General features: G+C 52.7%; 25 protein-coding genes. 15 read left to right on the top strand and 10 right to left on the bottom strand.

What is annotated here, in order from left to right:
* Positions 1–42: 42 nt before the first annotated feature.
* The 4 genes from P2W70_RS11440 to P2W70_RS11425 all read right to left on the bottom strand — a co-directional run bounded on the left by P2W70_RS11440 (position 43) and on the right by P2W70_RS11425 (position 3,914).
* A complete protein-coding gene (locus tag P2W70_RS11440) occupies positions 43–1,251 on the bottom strand; it encodes a FecR family protein (protein ID WP_276481593.1) in 1,209 nt (402 codons plus the stop codon).
* A gap of 66 nt (positions 1,252–1,317) precedes the next feature.
* Complete coding sequence (locus P2W70_RS11435) at positions 1,318–1,923, bottom strand: RNA polymerase sigma factor (RefSeq protein WP_276481592.1); 606 nt, start codon at positions 1,921–1,923, stop codon at positions 1,318–1,320.
* A gap of 132 nt (positions 1,924–2,055) precedes the next feature.
* On the bottom strand, positions 2,056–2,853 hold the full coding sequence (locus P2W70_RS11430; RefSeq protein WP_276481591.1) for an alpha/beta fold hydrolase: 798 nt from the start codon (positions 2,851–2,853) through the stop codon (positions 2,056–2,058).
* A 35-nt stretch (positions 2,854–2,888) separates the two neighbouring features.
* On the bottom strand, positions 2,889–3,914 hold the full coding sequence (locus tag P2W70_RS11425; RefSeq protein WP_276481590.1) for a bestrophin family protein: 1,026 nt from the start codon (positions 3,912–3,914) through the stop codon (positions 2,889–2,891).
* A gap of 212 nt (positions 3,915–4,126) precedes the next feature.
* On the opposite strand from P2W70_RS11425, the gene P2W70_RS11420 reads away from it, so the two are divergent.
* The 13 genes from P2W70_RS11420 (at position 4,127) to P2W70_RS11360 (ending at position 16,642) form a co-directional block, all read left to right on the top strand.
* The gene (locus P2W70_RS11420; RefSeq protein ID WP_276481589.1) at positions 4,127–5,140 is read left to right on the top strand and encodes a proline iminopeptidase-family hydrolase; all 1,014 of its coding nucleotides are present in this window, start codon (positions 4,127–4,129) and stop codon (positions 5,138–5,140) included.
* 33 nt (positions 5,141–5,173) lie between these two features.
* Positions 5,174–6,037: an alpha/beta fold hydrolase gene (locus P2W70_RS11415; RefSeq protein ID WP_276481588.1), complete on the top strand. Its 864-nt coding sequence runs from the start codon at positions 5,174–5,176 to the stop codon at positions 6,035–6,037.
* A 202-nt stretch (positions 6,038–6,239) separates the two neighbouring features.
* On the top strand, positions 6,240–8,660 hold the full coding sequence (locus tag P2W70_RS11410) for a sensor histidine kinase (protein WP_276481587.1): 2,421 nt from the start codon (positions 6,240–6,242) through the stop codon (positions 8,658–8,660).
* The gene (locus P2W70_RS11405; RefSeq protein ID WP_276481586.1) at positions 8,647–10,626 is read left to right on the top strand and encodes a sigma 54-interacting transcriptional regulator; all 1,980 of its coding nucleotides are present in this window, start codon (positions 8,647–8,649) and stop codon (positions 10,624–10,626) included. The genes P2W70_RS11410 and P2W70_RS11405 overlap by 14 nt, the downstream gene beginning before the upstream one ends.
* 176 nt (positions 10,627–10,802) lie before the next feature.
* Positions 10,803–11,027: a 2TM domain-containing protein gene (locus P2W70_RS11400; RefSeq protein WP_276481585.1), complete on the top strand. Its 225-nt coding sequence runs from the start codon at positions 10,803–10,805 to the stop codon at positions 11,025–11,027.
* Positions 11,028–11,038: 11 nt separating this feature from the next.
* Positions 11,039–11,608 (top strand): cupin domain-containing protein, encoded by a 570-nt coding sequence (locus tag P2W70_RS11395; RefSeq protein WP_276481584.1) that lies wholly within the window; start codon positions 11,039–11,041, stop codon positions 11,606–11,608.
* 16 nt (positions 11,609–11,624) lie between these two features.
* A complete protein-coding gene (locus P2W70_RS11390) occupies positions 11,625–12,194 on the top strand; it encodes a carboxymuconolactone decarboxylase family protein (protein ID WP_276481583.1) in 570 nt (189 codons plus the stop codon).
* Positions 12,195–12,267: 73 nt separating this feature from the next.
* Entirely contained in the window at positions 12,268–12,858 is a 591-nt protein-coding gene (locus P2W70_RS11385) for a Crp/Fnr family transcriptional regulator (protein ID WP_276481582.1), read from the top strand.
* Positions 12,859–12,933: 75 nt separating this feature from the next.
* On the top strand, positions 12,934–13,521 hold the full coding sequence (locus tag P2W70_RS11380; RefSeq protein WP_276481581.1) for an NAD(P)H-dependent oxidoreductase: 588 nt from the start codon (positions 12,934–12,936) through the stop codon (positions 13,519–13,521).
* A 32-nt stretch (positions 13,522–13,553) separates the two neighbouring features.
* Complete coding sequence (locus P2W70_RS11375) at positions 13,554–14,336, top strand: alpha/beta fold hydrolase (protein WP_276481580.1); 783 nt, start codon at positions 13,554–13,556, stop codon at positions 14,334–14,336.
* 46 nt (positions 14,337–14,382) lie between these two features.
* Positions 14,383–15,102 carry an antibiotic biosynthesis monooxygenase gene (locus tag P2W70_RS11370; protein WP_276481579.1) on the top strand — a complete coding sequence of 240 codons (720 nt, stop codon included), beginning with the start codon at positions 14,383–14,385 and terminating at the stop codon, positions 15,100–15,102.
* 43 nt (positions 15,103–15,145) lie between these two features.
* Positions 15,146–15,937, top strand: coding sequence for a DJ-1/PfpI/YhbO family deglycase/protease (locus P2W70_RS11365; protein WP_276481578.1), 792 nt, complete (start codon positions 15,146–15,148; stop codon positions 15,935–15,937).
* 66 nt (positions 15,938–16,003) lie between these two features.
* Positions 16,004–16,642 (top strand): NAD(P)H-binding protein, encoded by a 639-nt coding sequence (locus P2W70_RS11360; RefSeq protein WP_276481577.1) that lies wholly within the window; start codon positions 16,004–16,006, stop codon positions 16,640–16,642.
* Here P2W70_RS11360 and P2W70_RS11355 read toward each other — a convergent pair.
* Positions 16,611–18,041, bottom strand: a complete 1,431-nt coding sequence (locus P2W70_RS11355; protein ID WP_276481576.1) for an aminotransferase-like domain-containing protein — start codon at positions 18,039–18,041, stop codon at positions 16,611–16,613. The two genes, P2W70_RS11360 and P2W70_RS11355, sit on opposite strands and share 32 nt — an antisense overlap.
* 93 nt (positions 18,042–18,134) lie before the next feature.
* On the opposite strand from P2W70_RS11355, the gene P2W70_RS11350 reads away from it, so the two are divergent.
* On the top strand, positions 18,135–18,593 hold the full coding sequence (locus P2W70_RS11350) for a GNAT family N-acetyltransferase (protein WP_276481575.1): 459 nt from the start codon (positions 18,135–18,137) through the stop codon (positions 18,591–18,593).
* On the opposite strand, the gene P2W70_RS11345 is transcribed toward P2W70_RS11350, so the two are convergent.
* From P2W70_RS11345 to P2W70_RS11330, 4 genes are all read right to left on the bottom strand, one after another.
* Positions 18,590–19,966, bottom strand: coding sequence for a hypothetical protein (locus P2W70_RS11345; protein ID WP_276481574.1), 1,377 nt, complete (start codon positions 19,964–19,966; stop codon positions 18,590–18,592). The genes P2W70_RS11350 and P2W70_RS11345 overlap by 4 nt on opposite strands.
* A 199-nt stretch (positions 19,967–20,165) precedes the next feature.
* Positions 20,166–20,693, bottom strand: a complete 528-nt coding sequence (locus P2W70_RS11340; protein ID WP_276481573.1) for a hypothetical protein — start codon at positions 20,691–20,693, stop codon at positions 20,166–20,168.
* 17 nt (positions 20,694–20,710) lie between these two features.
* Complete coding sequence (locus P2W70_RS11335) at positions 20,711–21,568, bottom strand: enoyl-CoA hydratase/isomerase family protein (RefSeq protein ID WP_276481572.1); 858 nt, start codon at positions 21,566–21,568, stop codon at positions 20,711–20,713.
* Between the two features lie 10 nt (positions 21,569–21,578).
* The gene (locus P2W70_RS11330; protein ID WP_276481571.1) at positions 21,579–22,250 is read right to left on the bottom strand and encodes a cysteine hydrolase family protein; all 672 of its coding nucleotides are present in this window, start codon (positions 22,248–22,250) and stop codon (positions 21,579–21,581) included.
* 181 nt (positions 22,251–22,431) lie between these two features.
* Between P2W70_RS11330 and P2W70_RS11325 the strand changes: the two genes are divergently transcribed.
* The gene (locus P2W70_RS11325) at positions 22,432–24,306 is read left to right on the top strand and encodes a sigma 54-interacting response regulator (RefSeq protein ID WP_276481570.1); all 1,875 of its coding nucleotides are present in this window, start codon (positions 22,432–22,434) and stop codon (positions 24,304–24,306) included.
* Here the strand turns inward: P2W70_RS11325 and P2W70_RS11320 are convergent, their stop codons facing one another.
* Positions 24,307–24,804 carry a YybH family protein gene (locus tag P2W70_RS11320; RefSeq protein WP_276481569.1) on the bottom strand — a complete coding sequence of 166 codons (498 nt, stop codon included), beginning with the start codon at positions 24,802–24,804 and terminating at the stop codon, positions 24,307–24,309.
* Between the last annotated feature and the right edge of the window lie 9 nt (positions 24,805–24,813).

The following is a 24,813-nucleotide window of genomic DNA, read 5'->3' as shown; positions in this document are numbered from 1 at the left end:
GCCGCGCGATTTACAGGTATCATCTGGTTGGGTAAAATAGGTTTATTGAGGTCCGGGTATCACTACGATGGTCTTGTTGTCTTTGATCTCGAAATGAACCTCGCGGGTGGCAGACAGGATCATCAGCAGGTCGGCCAATTGTTTCTGCCTCGATATCTGCCCGCTGAATCCTATATCGGATGCCTTACCGCGGAATTCGACCTGCACATCGTACCACCGGGCTACCTGGCGCATGATCGCCGCCATATTGGTATCTTCAAACCAGAACTTACCGGTACGCCAGGCTACCGCTTCGTCGATACCCGATCGGGTGGTTTGCAAATTGTCAGACTGGCGTGACAGTACCGCTTGCTCACCGGGCTGGAGGGTCAGCTCCTGCCTGCCATTGGAAGCTTTTACGACACCCGACACCAGTGTTGTCCGGATGGCCGCTTCATCGGGATAAGCCATTATGTTGAACTCGGTGCCCACAACCTGTACCTGCATAGCGCCGGTTTTTACAAAAAATGGTTTGGAGGGATCTTTGGCAACACTGAAAAATGCTTCACCGGTTACTGTCACTTCCCGTTTATTACCCCCAAAGGTGGTTGGGTAGGTAATGGATGAAGCTGCATTCAACCATACCTGCGTACCATCTGCCAGGGAGACCTGGTACTGACCACCCCGTGGTGTAATGACGGAGTTGTAGACTACAGGTCCAGCACCCGTTGTGGTATACACCAGCCGGCCATGATCCTGTAGCAGGCGGGCGGTTCCCTGCATGCCCAAGGAAAGGTTTTGCAGACTGTCCAGTGCCAGCTCCCGGCCATCGACGAGTTTTACCACTGCTTTTGTATAGCCGGGTACAATGCCGGCTGTCGTGGCATCACCGGGCTGCGGTCCGCGCTGTCGCTCATACAACCACCAGCCGGCGCCGGCCAGCAATAGCAAAGAGGCCGCCGCAGCGAGGGGTTTTATCCAGCGCTTCCAGGATTTGACGACCGGGGCAGGCGGTGAGTCGATCGCGGTAAAAATGGCGGCCACGGCTTTGTCGGCGTCAAACTTTGTCATCGACTTCAAAGCTGCTAGGACCTGTGTGCGATCAACCAGTTCTGCCAGCAATTGCTCGCGGCCGGGATCGGCGTTCAGCCAGGCAGTCAATTGTTGCTGCTCTTCGTCCGTCAATGGTTCCTGCTCGCGCACCTTGTGTACCAGTATACCCAGCTGGATCGCCTGGATATAGGGTAATTCGCTTTCGTTGGATTCCGTCATAACTGCATGATGGTATTTATATAACGCCGCACGCCCCGGTTCGACCCCGGGGTGGTAGTAATTTTTTTAAGCGTGCCGTTCCCCCAGCAGGGCAAGGGCCTGCAATAAAAGCAATAGTGGTTTTTCTTGTTTGGCAAAACGGCTACGCAACGCCACCAGGGCCTTGTACTTTTGCTTTTTGACGGCTTTCAGGTTCATCCCCAGGTGGGCAGCAATCTGGCTTACAGACATTCCTTCCTCATAGCTCAGGAAGAATACCTGCTGCATCTTTTCCGGCATATCGTTGACCACCTGGTAGATCGCAGCCAGCGACTCGGCCCGGATGATGGCAGACAGCACCGACTCCATCACTGGCTCCTGACTGGCCGTTGATTGCTGGTGCCTGTTGTGTAAACGGTTTCTGCTTCTGATCAGGTCGAGGCAACCATTGCGGGTGATGGTATATAAATAGGCTTTAAGCGCTTCGGTCGATGTGAAGGACTTGTCTGACTTCCATAACTTAATAAAGGTTTCCTGTACTACATCTTCAGCCAGGGAAGCATCGGGTAGAAAGTTTTCCGCAAAACGGCACAGGACAGCGTAATAAGATCGGATCAATATGTCCAATGCGGCAGGATCGCCTACAGAAAGAGAAGGTATGAAGTCGTCTGGGAGGGTGGTCAAGTCGGCCACAGTAGCATGGTTGTTACCGCAAACTTATACCATTTACAGCAAAAATGATAAAAGAAAATCATGTAACATTTATTGCGCTACCATGGCCGGACTTCATCACCAAAACACTGGCAAATTGAAATTTGCGATGGCTTATTGCTTTTTGGCAGCCTCCAGTATCACTTCAACTATTTTATCGGGCTTGGCCAACATGGCGACATGACTGGCGGGTACGTGGTAAGTAGTGGCGCCTATGTGCTTGGCCATATTGCTTTCCAGCTGCGGGGGAATCATATGGTCATTATCTGCTACCACATAAAAGCTTGGCTTCGCCTTCCATGCCGGATTGGATACTTTTGCCCCGATCGTGCTTACATGAAAACGTCCCTGGCCGGCGGCAATGTTCTTCCTGTCCTGCAAAGGCAGGTCCTGAGCGAAGTGCTGGATGATCGCGTCTTCCTTCAACCGGATAAAGCCATCCGTCACCACGGGATCTGCCAGGCCGGGTACTTCAGGGATCTTTTGGGCAGCTGCTTCTTTATGCAGGCTTTCGATGCTTTGCCCCTCATCCGGTGCATAAGCCGCGACATATACCAATGCGCCTACCTTCTCCTGGTTGCCTGCCTGGGTAATAACGACACCACCCCAGGAGTGTCCTACCAATATTACTTTACCCGGCGCCTCGGCAATGGCGCGCTCTACAAATGCTACATCCTCTCCCAGCGATGTCAGCGGGTTTTGAACGGCGATGGTTTGGTAACCTTGCTTTTGCAGCAGCGGGATGACCTTATTCCAGGACGATCCATCGGCAAAGGCGCCATGTACCAATACGATGGTTGGTTTATCGGCTGGTTGTCCGTTCGCAGCGGAACGCGTGGCTGAGGTGCTGACGACAAACGACAGGCTTAACATGGCCAGTCCTGCGCCCACAAAAAACAATCTCTTTTTCATGCTCAAAAAATTAAAATGGTGAATAGTTAAATCCGTTACAACAACACTTCTCCTTTCGGTGTAATCGGGGCAGGCACCCCCGTATCGCCCATCATTTGCAACAGGTCGATCTCGATTGACCGGCAGATAGAAAGCATGGGCACATCGTTACGCAACCCTTCAAAGGGATTTTCAGAATAGTCGCCAACCATTTCCATCGCTGCATAGATGTAACCGATGACGATGCCAATGGGTATACTGAGCCAGGTGCCAGCCGCGCCCAATGCACTGAAAGCGCCGATCACCCCAAAGGGAAGTAAGAAGAGAAAAATACAAACGAAGGCAAAGCTGAAGCTGGCATACTTCCGGGGAAAAGGCGTTTGCTTGATCCGCTCCGCCTCGCCCTGTGCATCATAAAAACGTCCGATGGCGCCCTGCAACTCTGCCTGCTGCAGCATATTGATCGCCTTGCGCCGATACAACTCCTGGACCGTTTTAGATTGCTGATCCAGCAATTGAGCGGCCTTGTTGGCGTACCCTTCCAAGGCGGCACACTCCGCGGCCGACAAATAAGGGCGTCCGTCGACCTCTGCCAACTCCTGCCGGAAAAGCGCGTTCAGTTGTTCATGCCTGCGCCGGTTATTGTACCGCATCCCCCAGGCATGTCCCAGGCTGACGTGCTCCCAGGGAGCAGGCTCCAGCAACTGCGCGCGCAATTGATAGAGATAGGCAATGTGCCGGTAGATCAGTTCCTTTCGCAGGGTAAGGCTGTCGTCCGCAGCAGGATCGTCGGACCGGTAATGCTTGATCATCGTGCTCATCTTGCGACTATTGTTCTCGATACCCGTCCAAATGCGGGTGGCGCCCCACAGCCTGTCATAGGCATGGCTGTTTTTGAAGCCTACATAAAAAGCCACCGCAACGCCCACCAGGGAGAGTGGCAACCAGGGTATTGCCATAAATGGCCAACCGGTATAGTGATAGACTACTGCGACCAGTGTTACCCATCCGGCAAGCCACCACAGTACCCGTCCGGTAAAGGCATACATCGAAGACAAGGAAAGAAATTTATGAATGATCATAGTGGGTGCTTGTGTGACACAAAATTGTATTGCTGACAACCAACTGGCAAATCACCTGACTAATACTGCTACGCATTTTTCTGATAGCAACGGATACAAAGCGCAATGCGCGACTGATAGCCGGCTATTATTTTTTTAACAGCCGCTATGATTCCAGTGATTTTACGATACCGGCTACCGGGCGCACCTTTGACGCTCTTTCATCAATGCACATGAAATACACTATTCAACTGTTGGTTTTGGCCGCCCTGATCGGTTGCGGCCGTCGCCAGGAACAATACGCCACTTCAAACGTCCACGCTACAGACAGCATACTGACGGGCGGCAATCGATTAATCACCGTAGACGGTAAATACAAAGTGTGGACCCAACGGATCGGAAAGGGCAACATCAAAGTATTGTTGCTGCATGGTGGCCCGGGCTTTTCGCATGACTATATGGAATGCTTCCAGGACTTCCTCCCGCCGGCAGGTATGGAGATCTATTATTACGACCAGCTGGGAAGCGGCTATTCAGATGTACCCACCGACACGTCGCTTTGGAATATCGCACGGTACGTGGAAGAGGTGGAACAGGTCAGGAAAGGGCTGGGCCTCGATCAATATTATCTCGTAGGGCACTCGTGGGGAGCGTTGCTGGCGATGGAGTACCTGACCAAATATCCTTCGGCCGTGAAAGGCGCGGTATTCTCGAATATGACAGCCGGCATGAATGACTTTACCAGTTACCTCGACACACTTAAGCACAACCTCTTTTCCGAAAGAGACAGAATGGTATTCGATTCCCTGGACAGGCTCGGGCAGTATACCTCGCCCCTGTATTCGGAACTGCTGATGAACAAACTGTATGCACAGGTGGTTTGCCGCCTGCCGCTGGACCAATGGCCGGAGCCGCTGCTGCGGGCATTCAAAAAAGTAAATCCCACCATCTACACGCAGATGCAGGGCGTAGATGAATTTCATGTTACCGGTAATTTCAGAAACTGGGAATTCTGGGATAGACTACCTCTTATCAAGACGCCCGTGCTGGTGTTGGGCGGTGAAAAAGATGAAATGAACCCGGAAAGTATGCGCCGGGAAGGCCGGTTGCTTCCGAACTCCAGGACTTACCTGTGTCCTGCAGGAAGTCATATGGCGATGTACGACGACCAGTCACGTTATTTCCAGGCACTCACCACCTTCTTACTGGATGTGGATGCGGGCAGGTTTAAGGCCGATGCCAGGTAGTACCTTTTTTGACACACTAAAAACGGATTCAATATGAAACAACAGGTTTTGTACAAAACGATCGACATCGATGGCGTTTCCCTCTTTTACCGCCAGGCAGGCTTACCCGGGCAACCCACCCTGCTGTTGTTGCATGGCTTTCCTTCCTCCTCGCATATGTACCGCGATTTGATAGCAGCACTCGCGGAGAAATATTATGTTGTTGCTCCTGACTATCCGGGCTTTGGTCAAAGCAGCTCGCCCGACATATCAACTTTCGCTTATACCTTCGATAACCTGTCGACCGTCATTGAACGGTTCATCGATCAGCTGCAATTGGAAGCGATCCACTTATACATGCAGGACTATGGTGGTCCGATCGGTATGCGGATCGCCACCCGCCGTCCCGGGCTGATCCGCTCGCTCATTATACAAAATGCCAATGCCTACCTGGAAGGGCTGGGTGATTTGCTGGAACCATTGACAGCCTATATTCAGGATGCGGGACCAGCCAACGAAGCAAGGGCCCGCTACTTCCTGAGCATCGACGCTACCCGGTTTCAATACCTGCATGGGGCTGGTGATGCCAGTAAGGTAAGTCCGGATAGTTACAGCCTCGACCAGTACTACCTCAACCGGCCTGGCAACGATCTTATACAGTTGGCTTTATTCCGGGACTATGGCAGCAATATTGCGCTGTATGAAACATGGCACCAATATTTCCGGCAACACCAGCCGCGGGCATTGGTGATCTGGGGTATCTACGATGCCATGTTCATTGCCCCCGGCGCCAACGCCTATACGAAAGACTTGCCCGGTGCGGAAGTCATACTGGTTGAAGGCGGCCATTTCCTGCTTGAAGAACACCACCACTTCGTTGCAGAACAGATCGACCGGTTTGTCGCCGCAGGCGTATAACCGTCAACGGACGCGGTCAACAACCGTCAAAAAGACATTCAATTTTTGGCATCAGCTATGAATTGCCTAACTTGGGAAGCACGCCGTGAATGGATAACCCATTTCACGGCACTTCCAATTGCAGTACCTTAATAACAACTGCCTATTGGTACCAGTACCCGCTACAAACTCCTATTAACCAGACTGCCCAAAAAGGGAAAACATGCACAAAGCGATTCTCCTGAGCGCGCTATCCTTTTTATTATCACTATCCCTCCGATCACAACCGGCGGCCACCTACACGTTTTATCCGCCCTCCAACGATAAACCTTCCTGGCAACGATTGAACCTGTGGCTTAGCTCCACCTATCTTTTTGTTGGCAAAGAAGCCCTGGCCGACCAGGATAGCTGTTTGATACTGGCGGCCCGTTCATTGGGCCTGAGCCGGTTTTCGGTTTTGGCAGAAGGGTTCGGCGATGAACAGCTCGCCAGGCAGGCAGGCTGGATCGACCGGGCCGATGCCGCCACCGGCGTTCGTTTGCTTTCCGGCACTACCGGCCACCAACGTCTGCAACAGTTGCTGTTGCTGGGTGCCTATTATGCTTTTCAGCCGGCCAGCTATGACCGTTACAAAGACAGCACGGCGCATTACCTGCACCAGGCAATAGCCACCAGCCGCACACAAAAAGAAGACAAGCTACGGCGCATCGCCTTGTGCCTGCTGGCCAAAGTCTATTTGCAGGGGAATGACAAGCGGGGCGATTCGATCTGTACAGTGCTGCTCAAAGAGTGCGGGCAGTCGGGAGATCAGGAAACAGCAGCAAGGGTCATCGCCTTCCGTGGTATGTATACGGTGCCTACCCCTACCAGCTTTGAAAGAAAGATCAACGACCTGCAGGACGCAGCCACACGGTACCTGCAATTGGGCAATACGGAAGGCGCGATCAATATGCTGACAGACCGGGGCTACCTGCTTATTGTAATGGGTGCCCTGGAAGAAGCGTACGATATTTTCCGGAAAGCGCTTTCGCTCTGCGAAGCCATCCATTATCCCTATATCCATTACAACTCGGAAACGATGGTCATGGTCACCTTCTTTCAGGGAAAATTTGGGGAGCCGCTGCGCTATCTACGGCAAACAATCCGGGTGGCAGAAGCCTGTCGCGACAGCCTGGCCTGGGGTTATTTTTATGGTCGTATGTCGCTGCTGATGACGGCAGAAGGCCGGTCGTCGGCCAGTACGACCATGGCGCGCAAAGCCATTGACCGCTTTATAATCGACCGTAATCCATCCGCCTACCTGATGTTGAATAACCTGGTCCTCGAGCTGGGTGAAAGCGGCCGTGTGCAGGAAGCCCTGGCGCTGGTTAAAACGGTTACCGAGCGGGTAGGCCTACCGACCGCCGTTGCGGACCAGTTCTTTTACAAGCTGATCCTCGCCAATTGTGAGCTATACCTGCATCGGCCGGATGCTGCCGAGCGGTATCTACCGGCGTTGGATTCACTGGAAACCGTCATGGAAGCCGTGAGGGGGCCCTTCCGGAGAAATTCGATCCATGAGTTGCAGGCACAGATCTATTTTGCACGCGGTCAATACCAGAAAGCCCGGGAATATGCGGCCTTACATTTTACGGCACCCACTACGGCCGACCGGGGCCTCATGAATGATGTAGCCAACTATCGATTTATGATCCAGATCGATTCTGCCCTGGACGACAAACCGGCGATGGTAGCCCACTACCGGCAATATGCCAGGTTGCTGGATTCCAATTTCCAGGTAACCAAGATCCGGCAGGCGGAAGAACTGCAGGTGGTATACGAGACGCAGGAAAAAGAGAACCAGATCACCGCACTCAACAAGCAGGCGAAACAATCCAGGTTGATCAGGAACCTAACCCTGGCCGGCATTGCGGCGGTGCTGATCATTGCTGTACTGTTGTATCGCCAGAGCCGGTTGAGAAAAAAGAGCAACCAGCTCATCACCGACAAGAACGGCCAGTTGCAGGATTTGCTGGCCGACAAGGACTGGCTGCTGAAAGAGATCCATCACCGCGTGAAGAACAACCTGGAGATCATCATGAGCCTGCTCAATTCACAATCCAAATACATCGATAACGATGCGGCACTCAACGCCATCAATGACAGCCAGCGCCGGGTGCATGCCATTTCCCTCATTCATCAAAAGCTCTATCAAACGGCCAATTCTGCTTCTATCGACATGCGCCAGTACATCGACGAACTGATCAGTTACCTGCAGGAAAGCTTCGATACCGGTTCGCGCGCTGTGATCGAACAGGACATCGACCCGGTGTGGCTGGATGTTGCCCAGGCAATCCCCCTGAGCCTGATCCTCAACGAAGGCATTGTCAATGCCGTGAAATATGCTTTTCCCGGAACCCGGCAAGGTATTATCCGTGTGAGCCTGAAGCAAACCGATGACCACCATCTATTGCTGGAGATTGCCGATAATGGCACCGGCTTGCCGGAGGCAATCAATATCAACAAAAGCGATTCATTGGGTTTTAGCCTGATGCATGGCCTTACCCGCCAGTTGGAAGGATCGCTGCGGATGGAAAACCGCCAGGGATTACATATAACGATCCGGTTCAACCCACAAACCAATCACGGCAATGAACAGGAGTAAGCAAATACTGATCGTAGAAGATGAGTTCATTGTCGCCAACAACCTGCGGCTGATCCTGGAAGGCGCCGGGTATGCCATACAGGGGATCGCTGCATCAGCACGCGAAGCCAAAGAATCGATGCAACTAGTCCGCCCCGATCTTGTATTACTCGACATCCGGCTAAAAGGTAAATTATCCGGCATCGATATCGCCCGGGAACTGAAAGCAGATCATATCCCATTTATCTACCTATCGGCGAATGCCAACCAATCCATCCTGGAAGAGGCCAAGAAAACAGAGCCTTATGGATTCCTGGTGAAGCCGATCAGGGAGCAAGACCTGCTGGTAGCGCTGGAAATTGCCTGGTACCTGCACCAGCATAGCCTGGAATCGAAATTGAGGCGGGAAGAAAAACTGCAGCAACAGCTTACGCAGATCGCCGGCACCACCTGGGATAGCCGGCAATCGCTGCTGAAAATGGCTACAATCCTGCAATCCCATATTCCTTTTGATTGCATCAGTGGCGGCATCAGGCCGCTTGACACCACTCAGCTTACGGATACCACCTATGTTCGTACGGGCTTTGATGAATACCAACTGATCGAAGAAAAGGAATGGATAAACATGACCGGGTCCGATAAGGAAGGCCTTTCCGCCCTCCTCCGTAAAACCGACAGCGAAAACATTGCGCGGATCTATCAACTGGATGACGCAGTTGCGCACCAGCATTGGTTGCAAAGCAAATGGATGGATATGCTGCACCTGGAATCGTACCTGGTTTTTCCGGTCGCGCTGGGCTATGGCTTGTCTGTGCATTATTTCTTTTACAGCCGTCAACCCGATACCTACCTCACGGATCATATTGTGCTGCTGAACCGGTTAAAGCCCGTGTTGGAAGCCATCGCCAACAATACCGTGTATACCGAAACTGCTGCGGTTATGGTCAATCGCCGCGCTGGTCAAGGGAAAGACAACCCGGAAGAAGACAGCAGCAAAAATCCTTTCAAGGACATCATCGGCAATCACCATTCCCTGCTGTCTGCCCTGGATCTCGCGGCGCAGGTGGCGCCTTACAATACTTCCGTACTGCTTTTGGGAGAAAGCGGCACCGGCAAAGAGCGGGTCGCTCAATCCATTCACGTGTTATCGCCCCGGAAGAAAGGCCCATTCATTAAAGTGAATTGCGCAGCCATCCCGGCTACCCTGATAGAATCGGAACTGTTTGGTCATGAAAAAGGGGCATTTACCGGTGCGATCGACAAACGCAAAGGGAAATTTGAACTGGCTGAAGGTGGCACCATCTTTTTGGATGAGATCGGAGAATTGCCCTTGAGCATGCAGGTGAAATTGTTGCGGGTATTGCAGGAGCGGGAGATCGAGTATGTGGGCGGCAATGCGCCCATCAAAGTAAACGTGCGCATCGTGGCGGCCACTAACCGTAACCTCGAGCAGGAAGTAGCAGCCCGCAATTTCCGGCTCGATCTGTACTACCGGCTCAATGTATTTCCGCTTACCCTGCCCCCGCTGCGCGAGCGAAAAAACGACATCGAGGCTTTAGCCACCTTTTTCGCCCACAAATTCTGCCAAGCCCTCCACAAACCCTTTCATGGTATCGCCGATATCATGCTGGAAAAGATGTATGGCTATCACTGGCCCGGCAATATCCGTGAACTGGAGAACATCATCGAGCAATCGGTCGTTCTCAACGATGGCCGGTCAAAGCTACAATTGATGCGGCAAATTACCCCGACAGACACTGAGCCTGCCGGTAAAACCACCGTCAATACCTTCGAAGAAGTAAAACATATTCAGCAACAAACCGAAAGGGAATACCTTTCTGCCATCCTCCAAAAAACCAAAGGACGTATCCGTGGTGTTGGCGGCGCCGCTGCCCTGCTGAATATCAAACCCAGTACCCTCGAATCGAAAATGGCCAGGCTGAACATCAAACGGCAAGACTTCATCGATTACCCCGACGATAAATAAGGGCACCCGATAATTTCGGGGCTGCAGTACATTCCCCCGTCTATTTCGGGGATCACTGGGTTTGCCATTGCTGTACACAACACGGCAATGCAACTCATTATCAACCCCTTATACCTCCACCTGACTTTTCCCGGGTGAATGGCATGCATATGGACAGTTGGTGTAAAACCAATCATATGACGCATTCCACCAACTGGGACAACGACACGCCCATCAATCCCGCGAAAGGGTTTCGCATCCACCTGATCGTGTTCGTACTGACAACACCCGCCATCTGGCTCGTGTGGTACCTGACCGACAGCAGTTATCCCTGGCCTTTATGGTCGACCCCAGCCTGGGCAGTTGGCCTGCTGTTTCATTACCTCGGTGTATTTGTATTCAAGAAATCCAGTAACCAATAAATCCCTTTAACATGCCACAGACATCCAACACCTTCAGGCGGATCGTGACCGGTCACGATGAAACCGGCAAAGCCATGGTAGTTTCCGACGCCCCTCCTGTACATACGCAATTGATTGGTGGCCCCGGGGGTCCCACCTTCTTCGAAATATGGCGTACACAGCATACGCCCGCTATCATCCATGCACAACCTGGCGCACTGGATGAAGAAGGCCTGGTATTACCGCCACCCAAACAGGGAACCCGGCTGCGCGTGATCGAGTTTCCCCCGGAAGGTGAAGAGATCCGCAAACTATCCGGTGCCGATGCGGCCGATAAGTTCAGGTCGATGGGTGACGAAAAAGCCTCCACTTCTGCAGCGGGCGCACCACACCCCCTGATGCACCGCACGCAAACCATCGATTACGGTATCGTGCTCGAAGGGGAGATCACCCTGGTACTCGACCACGATGAAGTATCCCTGCAAGCGGGCGACATCGTGGTACAGCGGGGCACCAACCATGCCTGGGCCAATCGCTCGGCTCATATTTGCCGCATGGCGTTCATCCTGATCGATGGACAGTTTGCCGACGGTCTTTCTTAATCTTTAATCAACCTACATGCGTATCAAACCCATACCTCCGGGAGACTTACCTCCCGAAACCCGTTATGTGCATGACGAGATCGCACACCTGATAGGCCATAGCCAGGGGCAGGTACTCATGATGAATGCAGCCGGAGCACTGTTGGGGCCTTTTCCTCCCATGCTGCAGTACCCACAGTTTGGCATACCCGCGCTGAGTTTTATTCGTACACTCGACCAATACGCCACCCTGCCCAAATCGGTTCGTGAAGTAGCGATCCTCACCGTAGGGAGCGCCTTGGGTGCGCGGTTCGAATTGTATGCACACGAGATCATGGCGGCTGCTTTCGGCCTTTCGCCCCGCCATATTGCGGCCCTTTCAGCCGGAAGTCATCCTTATGGCCTGACGGCAGCTGAAGACATCGCCCATATCATTGCCGCCACGCTGGCCAGGGGGCGTGGGGTACCGGAGGCCACGTACCGGCACGCTGTAACGGTGCTGGGGAAGGACCCGGTGGCGGAGCTTTTTTTTCTGATTGGTGGCTATAGCCTGATTGCAATGATCCTGAATGGATTTGATATGCCGGCACCCGAACAGACCGATTGACCCGGGCATTCCAGAGAGCCCCTTGAAAAACAGCCAGTTTGTGATAATTTGGCAGGGAAGAAAAAGCGCGCACATGGAACCAGGTATACATACACTGCTGCAATCGGTACGGGTCGTTTGCCCCGACCTAACCCAGGAGGAAGTGGACTTGTTTGCTGCCAGGCTCACCAGCCAGGAACTGAAAAAGAAAGACTATTTCATTCAGGCAGACAAAGTGCAGAAAGCCATCGGCTATATTGCCCATGGACTGGTACGTTCCTTTTTCATTGACCAGGAAGGTCATGAGATCACTGTTGGATTTTATGCCGAAGGCGACTATGCCACGCATTATCCGGCCTTCGTGACACAACAGCCCAGTCGGTATGCCATTCAGTGCCTGGAACCTACTACGATGATCTGTCTTAGCTGGCAGAACCTGCAATGGATCTATCAGCATGTTCCGGCATTTGAACGTTACGGCAGGCTGATCTCCGAAGAGATCCTGAACCGGCAGCAGGCGCGCATTGAAAGTTTCATCTTTCAAACAGTGGAAGAACGTTACCTGGATTTCATCGACAAACAACCAACGCTATTCAACCGCATCTCTATATCACAACTCTGCAGTTTTCTCGGTACCGAGCGGCAAACATTGACCCGCATCCGGCAGAAACTGGCCCATCAATAGTTTTTGACACATTTGTGTCAGGTGCCCCCTTCATATCCTTAGGAGCTTTGCAGTATCAAACAAACACGAACTGCAATGGCAAAGAAAATCTTACTCATACTCGGGCATCCTTCAGAAGCCTCCTTTTGTAATGCTTTGCTCGATGCTTACCGGCAAGGCGCCCTGGCAGCAGGCGCCACCTGTAAAACCCTGTATATATCCCGGCTCGACTTCGATGTCAACCTGGCCGACGGTTATAAAAAGGGCGATACCATGACTATGGAACAAGACCTGGTGGACGCCCAGGAACTGATCCGTTGGGCCGACCATGTGGTGATCGCGTATCCCAACTGGTGGGGCTTTATGCCCGCGCTGTTGAAGGGGTTTATCGATCGGATCTTGTTGCCTGGTTTCGCCTTCAAACACCAGTCGGGCAAGCTGTTTCCGGACAAGCTGCTCAAAGGTAAAAGCCTCCGGCTGCTGGTCACGATGGATACGCCCAAATGGTGGTTCTACCTGATCTACCGGGCATCGCAATACCAGATCCTCAAAGACATCGTCTTCGGGTATGTGGGTTTCGATCCCATTCGCTTCAGCACGTTTGGATTCATCCGTAAATCGACCCCTCCCCTGCGGGCCCAGTGGCTACAAAAAGTAACCCGGCTGGGACAGCAACTGAAATAGTATACCATCACATCATTTATAAATTAACAGCAATGAAACAGTTATTTTCTTCCCTGCTATTAGCGGCATCGGCCATTTCATCTTCTCCGTCCCAGACCAGTATCTATGTACTGGTACATGGCTCCTGGCAGGCTCCCTACGTATGGGATGCCGTCAAGGCGGACCTCGTCAGCAAAGGCCACCAGGTACTGGTGGTAGAACTACCCGGACATGGCAGCGACAACACGCCAACACACACTTTAAGTATCGGCAGTTATCGTGACAAAGTCATCGAAACGATGGCGAATGCAACTGGTAAAGTAATCCTGGTGGGCCACAGCATGGCCGGCATGGTCATCAGCCAGGTGGCCGAGCAAGTGCCCGAAAAGATCAGCCGGCTCGTGTATATCGGCGCCTTTTTGCCGGCCTCCGGACAGGCCCTGACCGACCTGGCCTTTTCGGATCCCGGTTCCCAGCTGGGGCCCGTGCTGGTACCTTCTGCCGATAAACTGACCCTGGACGTGCGGCGCGACAGCCTGCTCCAGCTCTTTATTCCCGATGGCCCGAAGGCTGTTCAGGAGCTCGTAGAGCGTCATTACCGTGCAGAACCAGCTATTCCCTTCACCAGCCAGGCAATGCTGACAGCCGAGCATTTTGGGGCCGTAGAGAAGGTATACATCAAAACCCTGCAGGACATCGTCATCTCCCCTGCCCTGCAGGACCGCATGATCGCTGCCGCAGCTATCAAAACGGTGTACACCGTCAACACCAGCCACTCACCCTTTCTGTCGCAACCGCAGGAGGTCGCCAGATTGCTGCTGAAGATCGGCCAATAACCATGCTTACACACTTAAACATCAAACCATGAAACATTCCAGGTTAATGAAAAGATGGAGAAGCGTACTGGCCACGCGCACCATGGCCATGACGAGTCTGCTGCTGACCGGCAGCTGGGCAATGGCTCAACCACCCGCTGCCCGGCTGATCCGGTACGAAGTAAAACCAGCCTCACTGGTCTCCTTCAGACAGGCAGTCCGTCACTACATCGGTGAATCGACCAAGGCACCGGGCAATATCTTATCAGAGGCTTTTCAGGAAGAAGCCGACAGTACGAAACTGTGGATCATTGAACGATGGACCAATCAATCAGCACTCGATAAAGCCAGTCATGGCAACGCGTACAAAACCATCACCGCGTTATCACAACAATCCCTGCAGCAACCGGCCAGGCTCATCCTGGTCAAAGACCTGGAGCCCCTATCGCCCCAACAATGGCGCCGGGCGGCGGCTCCGGAAGACCGGCCTTTGACGATCATGTTGTTTGTAGATGCCAAACCTGGCACCGCCAGTCATTTCAAAGCCGTCTATCACCAAGCCATGCCACAGTTCCGCAGTGAACCGGGTGTGATCAACTACCAGCTATCGCAGCTGGAAAATGACAGCACCCAGTTTGTCACCTATGAAAAATTCAGGAATGAAGCGGCCTTCCAGTATCACCTGACCTTTCCGCCCATACAACCGGTGATCGATTACCTGCATACCAGTATCAAACAGCAGCCTTTCGAAAAGGGCCTGCACAGGCTCATTGGGATCGCACCCTGATCTTCTCATTAAACAGTATTTAATCAACACAAAAAATAAGCAAATGAAACAAATGAATCGGATGATGCTGACGGGTTTGCTCAGCACATCAGCGGCCATTACCGCCCAGGCACAGTCGACGTCACACGAACTGGAAGTGATCAACCAATTGGGCACCTCGGCGGCCGTCGTCAACATGCCGGTCACCCAACTATTGAACGCCCCTGGCAACGAAGCCCTGAAAGCTTTTTTCTTTACCCCCGTCACCAAAAAGACCTTGCAGGGTAAGAAAATTGCCGTGATCGCGGCAGATGGTTTTGAAGAAATTGAACTGACGGGACCAGTCTGGTATTTTAAACAACTGGGAGCCACCGTCGACATTGTAGCGCCCAAATTCAACCCGGCACCCGCCCGGTATGGGCTGAGCTATCCGGAAATGTCGAAGACACATATCATGGCCATTCAGTACCTGCAGCCGGTGGGCTGGATCAAGTTTGACCGAACCGCCGACCAGATCAAGGTCACTGATTACGATGCGGTATTTATTCCCGGTGGTGCCTGGAACCCGGATAATCTCCGGTACGATAAGGACGTGATCAAATTCGTACAGGACTTCAACAAGTCGGGCAAGCTGATCGCGGCGATCTGTCATGCACCGGTAGTGCTGGCCTCTGCGGATATTCTGAAGGGTAAAAAACTGACCGGCTACTGGAATATCCAGGTAGACCTGAAGAATGCAGGCGGCACCGTGTTGGAGCAACCGGTAGTCACCGATGGCAACCTCGTGACTAGCCGGCATCCAATCGATGTGGCCGATTTTTCACGGGCTGTAGAAAGTTGGTTGCTTAAAAAATAAGCTAGCTTTGAGCAGGACCAGGATTACCTGGTCCTGTGTTTTATCACTACAAACACGCATCATCGTATGAAAGCACTGATCATCGGCGCCACCGGGGCTACCGGAAAAGACCTTGTCAACTTACTGCTGCAGGATCCGGCCTATACCAGCGTGGTGGCGTTCGTACGCCGTGCTCGAAACATCCATCACCCCAAACTGGTAGAGATCGTTACAGACTTTGACCACCTGGAGACCGTCGCTCATCATATCCAGGGCGATGTATGGTTTTCCTGCCTGGGCACCACGCTCAAGACCGCCGGCTCGCAAGCCAACCAATGGCATATCGACTATGAGATCCCTGTTCAATTTGCCACCATTGCAAAAGCCAACCAGGTTCCTTCGATGGTCTTGCTGTCGGCCTACGGCGCTTCATCCGCCAGCAGGGTATTTTACTCCCGCATGAAAGGTAAGCTCGAAGAGGCGATGGCTGCCCTTCATTTTGATCAATACATTGTTTTCAGACCCGGCTTGTTGTTACGAAAAGACACGGACCGCCTGGGAGAACGTATCTCAGCCGGCCTCCTCCGATTCCTCAATGGTATCGGATTGGTCAGGAAGTTTCGTCCGCTGCCTACGGCCTTGCTGGCCGAAAAAATGGCGAAGGCACCTACGCAACTTTCGACCGGCAAACACCTCATCGAGCTGGACCAGGTATTTCGTTTTTAACCAGCCTGCCCAATACCTTTAATTTTTGCCGCACTTCCGGCGTGATAACCAGGCCCAGCGACAGCCGCATACAGTGATTAAACTGATCTTGCAAGGTGAAGATGCGGCCTGGCGAGATACTGATCTTTTGTTTCAGCGCCGCGTCAAACAGCCCGCCCGTATCTACCTGGCGATTGAACTCGACCCACATCGCCAAACCACCTTGGGGCCTGCTCACTTTGGTATCGGCTGGAAAGTAGTCACCGATCGCCTGTACATACTGCAGATAGTTTTGCTGCAGCGTGGTGCGCATCTTGCGCAAGTGCAGGTCGTACCGGCCGGATTGTAAAAAGCTGGCTACCGCTGCCTGCGTGATGGTAGAGGATGAGATCGCGTGCGCATATTTCAAGGTCAGCAACCGGTCTTTATACCTGCCTGGCGCTACCCAGCCGACCCTGTAACCCGGCGCGAGTGTTTTTGAAAAGGAACTGCACAACAATACATTATCGGCCGCATCATAGGTCTTGCAGCACTTCGGTCGCTGTGCGCCAAAATACAAGTCGCCATAAATATCATCTTCGATGAGTGGTATATCCTGTTGCGCCAGCAGGTTGACCACTTCCTGCTTATGCGCATCCGGCATGCAGCTGCCCAATGGCGTATTGAAATTGGGTACCAACAGGCAGCAATCGATCTTCCGGATTACCTTTTTCAACGCCTCTATCTCTACGCCGGTGGAAGGATGCGTAGGCAACTCCAGCACTTTCAATCCCAGGCTGATAGCCAGCTGCAAACTGCCGGGGTAACAGGGGCTCTCTATCGCTAGGGTATCGCCCGGCTTTGTTACCGCCATCAGGCTAAACGCCAGGGCATTCATGCCGCCCGCTGTCGTGATCACATCGCTTTCCCGCAGCTTGCCGCCCCAGTTGATTGCCCGCAAAGCGATCATGCGGCGCAATGATTCGTTGCCCTGGGTGGGCTCATATTCCGTTCCGCCGCCTGGCAAGTCGCGGGTAGCCTGCACGATAGCCTTATTCAGCATCGCCAGGGGTAAAAGTGATGATGATGGTACACCCATGGAAAATAATGTGAGGTTTTTGCGCCCACGAGTGGCATACACCCTACTGAACAGTTCTACTGGTGCTGCCAGGCTGCCGACGGCAGACGGACTGCTGGTTGCCGGCAAGGGTAAGCGCTGGTAAGGCAACTGGCTGACAAAATACCCCGCCTGTGGTTTGGACTCGATGAGTGACTGCGCTTCCAGCTCCAGGAACACGCGCTTGGCCGTATTCATACCAATACCGTGCTCCTGGCACAGCATCCGTACGGAAGGCAAACGGTCGCCGGGCTGCAATACCTTATCCCGGATCAGCGCTGCCAGCTTATTCGAGATATCGATGTAGAGAAAATCACGCTTCATGGCACAAAGCTAACTGTGTCCATCAAATAACACAAAACTGGGACTGTGTTTATCCTTGCCCCGCTGATAACTTTGCCGTATAAATGAACGCACATGCAATCAATCACCATCAGAACGGGAAAGGACAATATGGATATTAAAACCGTACATGCCTTCCTGAGTGAGCATTCCTATTGGGCGAAGGGCATCTCCTATGCTTTCGTGGAGCGGTCCATGACACATTCGTATTGTGTGGGGGCTTTTCTGGATGACAAGCAGGTGGGATTTGGCCGCGTTGTCACCGATTACTACACCTTTGCCTGGTTTGCCGATTTTATGGTACTACCCGAGCACCAGGGTCAGGGCGTAGCGAAGCAAATACTAGCACATATACTGAAACAGGACTGGGCAAAACGTTTGCGCAGGATCATGCTCAATACCCGTGATGCCCATAGCCTGTACCGCCAGTTTGACTTTAAAGACCTGGCCAATCCAGCTTTCGCCCTGGAAATATCCCGGCCTGGTATTCATCTGCAATACGCAGACGACTTACCCGAAAGCTATACGCACTAGCGCGGCAATTCCCAATCTGTATCCAATGGGCCATTGACCTTGTAGGAAGTATATTGTATGGTAACGTTGTTCTTGCCATCGCTGGCTTTTGCTTTGAAAGGGATGAGCAAACCATCGATGTTCCGAAAGTCGCTGTAGCGGGCGGTATGTTTGGCGGAGCCAATGGTGATGATATCGCCCACCACCTGGTTTTTGCTGTCGATCTGGTATACGATGGGATGGCCATCGACGGCAAAGGCCACTTCGTAGCCACCACCATCCGCCTTGACCGTTCCGGCAGCAAAGGCGGCGTTTCTGCTTTTGTTCAGGCCTGTGATACCAGTATACAAGCTATAGGCTGACTCCTGCAGTCGTTGTTTGGTCAGGGCCGTCGTCTTTCCTCTGACCCATTGCCAACTGCTATCGGGGGTGATCTGCTCTACGACCAGCAATTGGCCTTTTTGGTAAGATTCATGCCGGACCCGTTTGCGGGTGAGGTCGATAAACGATTTTACAGTAATACCACTGAATCCCGCTTCTGCGCCGATCGTTTGGACGCCATCGATCTTATCACCACCGTGCTGGTTGCGTACCGCCGTCAGCAACTCAGCAGCAACCGGCAGTTTGTTATCGGTACTGGCTCCTTTTTTCTTGTTAGCGTCCGCCTCGTCTTTCATGAAATAAAACCGGCCATCTACTACAGCCATCGGCCCATCTTTGCCACCACCGGGGCTCGAGAAGAAACTATGCTTCGTAACCTTGCCATCATCATGCGTAAGTGTCAGTAACCCGTCTTTCAGGGTGTAGGCTCCCTTGCCTTCCTTACTGCTACCGGAGCCACCGCTGATGTTATCACCAATCACGGAGGTATAAGTCGTAGATTCATTGGAGAATCGCCCTTTTCCATCGAAATGCAGGTAGGCATTGGAGCTCGACCCCACATAGGCTGTAGGGGTACCGATACCGCCCGTTCCCCGCATATGGGAAAAACGGTAACCGCCGGGCTGTATCTTGTTGGCCTCTTCCATCTCAAACAGTACGTAGGTGCCTCTCGACAACGTGCCGCTCTTGTTGATCGTATAATCTACGACCCGGGTCTCCCCGTTCCGCTTTTTTTTGTGGTAGGTCAGCAACAGTTCATTGCCCTTTTTGACAAAGATTCCTTTTACGGCCGTTTGCCAGTCGGCTTCTTCCAACTCATCGGTGAAGGTGCCATCATTGCGAAAGAGAATGACATGATCTGTGCGGTTCATGCCCCCCATCATGGTACTCAGGCTCAATTCTACGCCGGCATAGACCCCTTGGACCGGTGCCTGCTGGCAGGCGCTGGTGAGACCCAATAAACAACAACCGAGTATCATCGCGACAAAAGGAGGGCAGGTTTTGTGTAACATGTGTGGGTGGTTGGTACAGCAATAGGTTTGCTGCACAACTACCAAAATGATGCCATAGGGAGGAGCGTCGATACAGGTGGTCAATGGTTTCGACACCAGACGGATGGATGGAGGTAGGCAACCTCTGTAACACTGCCAGCAAAAACACTGTACAGCCTGGTCCCCGTCCGAGGACATGACCTGGCTGTACAGTTGAAATCTACGCGCGCATCGCAGCCCGCTCGATGCTGGCCGCAAACAACGGCGTTTCCATCTGGTTGTGATAGGTGGAAGCTGGCTGCCGTTGCGCCTTGAACACCGAATAGGGAATGCCCGACTTTTCCAGGCTCACGATCATGTCTTCGGTTGCATGTGTAGTGACCCGGTTTGTAAATTCGGTTTGCGTATCACTGATCTTTTTCACACTGAGTTCCCAACGCACATGGATCACGATACGGCCCGTGGGCGAAAACACATCTGAAAAAGAGGTCAGCACCAAATGATGCGGTTCCGACACTTCCTCCTGGTAATGCTGCACCATCGGACTGCCACCGATCACTTCCACATTGATAGACATACGGCGTCCATCGGCACCAACGGTTGTAGCAGCCGACACATGCGCCGGTGAACAGGCCTGGTATTCTTTTTCCGGCAAACTGAATACCCAATCAGGTATATTGATCTTTTCGATCGGTGCATTGATGACTGCGCTGTAACTGGAATCTACCAGTTGATCTGCTAATTGCATAAACGTCTGTTTTATTGTTATAAACTATGCTCGTCTTTCCCGATATGATTCAGGTAGGCGCCCATATTCAATTCGAAATCGCTGTATTGCTGAATCCCCCAGTCCTGCATGCGTTGCGCCACCCGCTTACGCTCGGGCCGCAGATTGGCCTGGATAAAGGCAGTGCGCGAAAACACCATATCATCCAGCGACGGCTTGGGCGACCGTTTGTTGATCATGGTTTTTGCCTGTCCGGTGATGACCGGGTCAAACTGACTGATCCGCATGGCCAGGTTGTATACAAATTCATTCAACTGCGCATCGGGCACCAGCCGGTTAATCAGACCATATTTCTCGGCCGTGGCTGCATCGATATCCTCCGACCCGACGATGAGCTCCAAGGCCCGTGCCCGGCCGATCAGCAAGGGCAGGAACTCCATACTGCCGCCTCCTGGAATGGTGCTAAGTCCCACTTCGATCTGGCCAAAGACTGCCAGCTCGCTCGCAAACCGCAGATCACAGGCTGCCGAAAACTCGACACCCACACCGCGCGTTCGCCCGCGGATACAGGCAATGCTGATCACGGGCGATTCGTGCAGCAGCATCGCGATATTCAACCAGGGCGGTACGCCGGAGGCCGTTTTGCGTTGCAGCACCTCGCCGCCCCGGTTGACGTCGAAGTGTGCGATAAAAAATTCTTCCACTGCGCTGTCAAATACGATCACCCGCAACTCCGGTGTACGTTGCATTTGATTGGCCAGTTGTTCCAGTCCGTCGAGCATATCCGGGCCAAATAGGTTGAGGGGCGGTGCATCGATGGTTACCTGCCAGAAACCCGGATTGTGTTTACGTAGCCGTAACGGGCTGCCCGGGATCATTTCTTCTGTATAGCTCATAATATTGGATTTAGGCTTGTTGTACAACTGTATTACCGAGCAGGATGGACACTAATTCGTCGGTCTCCAACAAGGCATGGGCAAACGTGGGGCCGTTCAGTTCATGCGCCGCATGCATATGCTCCCACGAATAAGTGGCAGTGGCATTGCGTACCAGGGTAACGTGGTAACCCAGTTCCATGGCCATGCGGCCTGTGGCTTCAATACAGGTATTCGCGAGCATGCCGATCAGGATCACGCGGTCTATATTGTGTTGCTTCAACTGCTGATCGAGGTCGGTGTTCGCAAAACCATTCTGCGCCCAATGCTCTTTGATGATCACGTCGTTGGTCTGCGGCTGAAAGTCTTCGTGAAAAGTGCCACCCCAGGAATCTTTCGCAAAAACCTGTCGCTCTTTGGTCGACAACTGACCACTGGTGGGGTATTTCCAGTTGTTGAAATCATTGGGTTCGGAGCGGTGATGCGGCACATAAAATACCTGGATGCCGAGGTCGCGGGCGGTCCGGATCACCTTGCGCATATTGTCGAGCAGGTGCACCCCCTCGATCACTTCCCGCGACTTGAAATAAGACTTCCCATTGGGGTGCAGAAAGTCATTGTAGGGGTCCACCAGCAGGATACCCGTACGTTTGGATTCATAGGTGCCATAGCGGCCAAATCCATTCTCTGTATGCTTGTCCATTTGAATTCGTTTGCATGAAGTTACCAATGGTTCAGGGTGCGGGTCAAGTACCACGCCGGTGAGGCGGCCCATTCCATTCATGAGGCAGCCCATATCGGAGGTAAAAAAAAGCGCCCTGTAATTCTCCGGGAATCAGTAACTTGACGCCTCGTAAGGGATTGCTGCTCAAACAACTGCCGACATGAGGGAGAAAATTTTAATCGTAGAAGATCAGTTCATCGAAGCTGACTATCTGCGTATCCTGCTGAAGCGAGCGGGATACGACGTTACGGGTATTGCCCACTCCGTTGCGGAAGCCAAAGAGCTGATCGCACAAGAGCGGCCTGATATCGTTTTGCTCGATATATTCGTAAAAGGCAAACAAACAGGTATCGACCTGGCCAGGGAACTCAACAATGAACACATTGCTTTTGTGTATCTCTCCGCCAATTCCAATGAAGAGGTACTCAATGCAGCCAAAGCCACCCAACCCTACGGCTTTCTCATCAAACCCTATCGCGAAAGGGACCTGCTCGTGATGCTCGACATTGCGCGCTACCGCCACGAATACAGCCGCGAAGCCACTTTACGCAAACTGGAGAAAGTACAACAACAACTGAAGAACATCGGCAACAGCAACGATAGCTGGCCTGTTAAACTGCAGGCTATTGCGCGTGCCTTGCAGACCTGTATACCTTTCGACTATCTCACGGCCGGCTTCAATCGCATTGCCGATGACCCACAGTACAGCTACAGCTGTTTGCGTATCGGATTTGATGAATACCAACAGATCGGGCTGTCCGAATTGCTGACCATCGCCGGATTGACCATGCAGGAATTACTTCCTTTGGTCAATACGACCTCTCTCTACGATATGCTGAATGATACTTTCAGCCTGCGGTCCTGCACGTCACTCTACCTCGACATCGCCCCAGACTTCCGCTTCCACCTTTCGGTCTATTCCCGTCAACAGGGCACCTATACCGACGAAGTCGTCAACCTGTACAAACAACTGCAGTCCACACTCACTGCCGTCGTGGCAAATTCCATGACTAAGCCACCGGCCAGCGTGCAGCTCAACCAGCCGCTCAGGCCCAAAACAGACGTCCTGACTACCAGTAATCAATTTGAAGGCATCGTTGGCCAGAGCCCGCTGATCCTGAATGTATTTGACCTGATCACCCGCGTGGCCAGTTCCGATACGTCGGTGCTGATACTTGGCGAAAGTGGTACGGGTAAGGAAAGGATCGCCGACTGCATTCACAACGGGTCGCCCCGCAAAGGCAAACCATTCATCAAAGTGAATTGCGCGGCCCTGCCACCAACCCTCATCGAGTCTGAACTGTTTGGCCATGAAAAAGGCGCCTTTACAGGCGCCACCGATAAACGTATTGGTAAATTTGAAAAAGCCGATCAGGGCACCATCTTCCTCGACGAGATCGGCGAAATGCCCCTGGAGCTACAAGTCAAACTGCTGCGCGTACTGCAGGAAAAATACATAGAGCGTATTGGCGCGAAAGAACCCACCAAAGTGAATGTGCGTGTCATCGCCGCCACCAACCGCAACCTGGAAAAAGAAGTCGCGGAAGGTCGCTTCCGGCTCGACTTATATTATCGGCTGAATGTATTCCCAATTGAACTGCCACCATTGCGGCAACGGGTGGAAGACATCCCCTTGCTGACCCGCCATTTCATCAAGCTGTTTGGCGAAAAGACAGGACGCTCGATCGTTGGAGTGTCGGACCGCGTGGCCAACTCCATGGCTGCCTATCACTGGCCTGGCAATATCCGCGAGTTGGAAAACTTCATCGAGCGGGGCGTGCTGATGGCCCGTAACAATATGATCGAAGACAGTACCCTACCCGATGCCCCTGCCCGTAAATTACAGCCAGAACAGGAAGATCTTCGGCTCAAGACTATTCACGAAAATGAGCGCGATCACATCATCCACATCCTCCAGAAATGCAAAGGAAGGGTGTGGGGCGTCGGTGGAGCTGCGGAAATACTCAACCTGCCACCTACTACCCTGGCCTCCCGCATGAAAAAATTAGGCATCAGGAAGTCTGATATCCAGTAATCACAACACAGCGGCCTGGTACCGTTGCAGTACATCGGCATCGTCGATAGAGCCATGGTGGTGTACCTGCACCCATTGGTGTGGATGGTGATCACGGTAGGTAAACAAGCGGGTCGTTCTGATCTTTAAGGGGATGGTAATACCCTCACGTGTAAATGCACCGTGTTCCGTACCGGCAAAGACCACCATCTCCTCCGACGCATAGTAAAAGATATCCGACAGCTCCACCCATACCCGGGCATGGCCATAAAAGATCCTCGTATATAAAGCCATCACTTCCTCGCGGCCCCTGATAATACCGCCCACCGGGTTGTTGAGTTGAATCTGATCGACTTCGTCCCACACATCATGCATGGCATCGATATCCCGGTTATTGAAGGCATAATAGAATGTTTCCAAAGCCGCAACGGCGCCCGCGAATCCGCGATGCGCCGCCTCGGCCTTTCTGGACCTTGCACCCTGTCCGAATGCCTGCTCCAGTTTTTTTGTGTCCAGCATACTTTTCGT

Origin of the sequence: Paraflavitalea pollutisoli (assembly GCF_029360705.1) — a bacterium.
Classification (GTDB): Bacteria; Bacteroidota; Bacteroidia; order Chitinophagales; family Chitinophagaceae; genus Paraflavitalea; species Paraflavitalea pollutisoli.
The sequence above is the reverse complement of the archived record's forward strand: the minus strand, read 5'-3'. Positions and strand labels throughout refer to the sequence as shown.

Excerpts from the sequence above, each read along its gene's own strand:
- P2W70_RS11440 (WP_276481593.1), bottom strand. The coding sequence starts at position 1,251 with ATGACGGAATCCAACGAAAGCGAATTACCCTATATCCAGGCGATCCAG.
- P2W70_RS11430 (WP_276481591.1), bottom strand. The coding sequence starts at position 2,853 with ATGAAAAAGAGATTGTTTTTTGTGGGCGCAGGACTGGCCATGTTAAGC.
- P2W70_RS11425 (WP_276481590.1), bottom strand. The coding sequence starts at position 3,914 with ATGATCATTCATAAATTTCTTTCCTTGTCTTCGATGTATGCCTTTACC.
- P2W70_RS11420 (WP_276481589.1), top strand. The coding sequence starts at position 4,127 with ATGAAATACACTATTCAACTGTTGGTTTTGGCCGCCCTGATCGGTTGC.
- P2W70_RS11415 (WP_276481588.1), top strand. The coding sequence starts at position 5,174 with ATGAAACAACAGGTTTTGTACAAAACGATCGACATCGATGGCGTTTCC.
- P2W70_RS11410 (WP_276481587.1), top strand. The coding sequence starts at position 6,240 with ATGCACAAAGCGATTCTCCTGAGCGCGCTATCCTTTTTATTATCACTA.
- P2W70_RS11405 (WP_276481586.1), top strand. The coding sequence starts at position 8,647 with ATGAACAGGAGTAAGCAAATACTGATCGTAGAAGATGAGTTCATTGTC.
- P2W70_RS11400 (WP_276481585.1), top strand. The coding sequence starts at position 10,803 with ATGACGCATTCCACCAACTGGGACAACGACACGCCCATCAATCCCGCG.
- P2W70_RS11395 (WP_276481584.1), top strand. The coding sequence starts at position 11,039 with ATGCCACAGACATCCAACACCTTCAGGCGGATCGTGACCGGTCACGAT.
- P2W70_RS11390 (WP_276481583.1), top strand. The coding sequence starts at position 11,625 with ATGCGTATCAAACCCATACCTCCGGGAGACTTACCTCCCGAAACCCGT.
- P2W70_RS11385 (WP_276481582.1), top strand. The coding sequence starts at position 12,268 with ATGGAACCAGGTATACATACACTGCTGCAATCGGTACGGGTCGTTTGC.
- P2W70_RS11380 (WP_276481581.1), top strand. The coding sequence starts at position 12,934 with ATGGCAAAGAAAATCTTACTCATACTCGGGCATCCTTCAGAAGCCTCC.
- P2W70_RS11375 (WP_276481580.1), top strand. The coding sequence starts at position 13,554 with ATGAAACAGTTATTTTCTTCCCTGCTATTAGCGGCATCGGCCATTTCA.
- P2W70_RS11370 (WP_276481579.1), top strand. The coding sequence starts at position 14,383 with ATGAAAAGATGGAGAAGCGTACTGGCCACGCGCACCATGGCCATGACG.
- P2W70_RS11365 (WP_276481578.1), top strand. The coding sequence starts at position 15,146 with ATGAAACAAATGAATCGGATGATGCTGACGGGTTTGCTCAGCACATCA.
- P2W70_RS11360 (WP_276481577.1), top strand. The coding sequence starts at position 16,004 with ATGAAAGCACTGATCATCGGCGCCACCGGGGCTACCGGAAAAGACCTT.
- P2W70_RS11355 (WP_276481576.1), bottom strand. The coding sequence starts at position 18,041 with ATGAAGCGTGATTTTCTCTACATCGATATCTCGAATAAGCTGGCAGCG.
- P2W70_RS11350 (WP_276481575.1), top strand. The coding sequence starts at position 18,135 with ATGCAATCAATCACCATCAGAACGGGAAAGGACAATATGGATATTAAA.
- P2W70_RS11345 (WP_276481574.1), bottom strand. The coding sequence starts at position 19,966 with ATGTTACACAAAACCTGCCCTCCTTTTGTCGCGATGATACTCGGTTGT.
- P2W70_RS11340 (WP_276481573.1), bottom strand. The coding sequence starts at position 20,693 with ATGCAATTAGCAGATCAACTGGTAGATTCCAGTTACAGCGCAGTCATC.
- P2W70_RS11335 (WP_276481572.1), bottom strand. The coding sequence starts at position 21,568 with ATGAGCTATACAGAAGAAATGATCCCGGGCAGCCCGTTACGGCTACGT.
- P2W70_RS11330 (WP_276481571.1), bottom strand. The coding sequence starts at position 22,250 with ATGGACAAGCATACAGAGAATGGATTTGGCCGCTATGGCACCTATGAA.
- P2W70_RS11325 (WP_276481570.1), top strand. The coding sequence starts at position 22,432 with ATGAGGGAGAAAATTTTAATCGTAGAAGATCAGTTCATCGAAGCTGAC.
- P2W70_RS11320 (WP_276481569.1), bottom strand. The coding sequence starts at position 24,804 with ATGCTGGACACAAAAAAACTGGAGCAGGCATTCGGACAGGGTGCAAGG.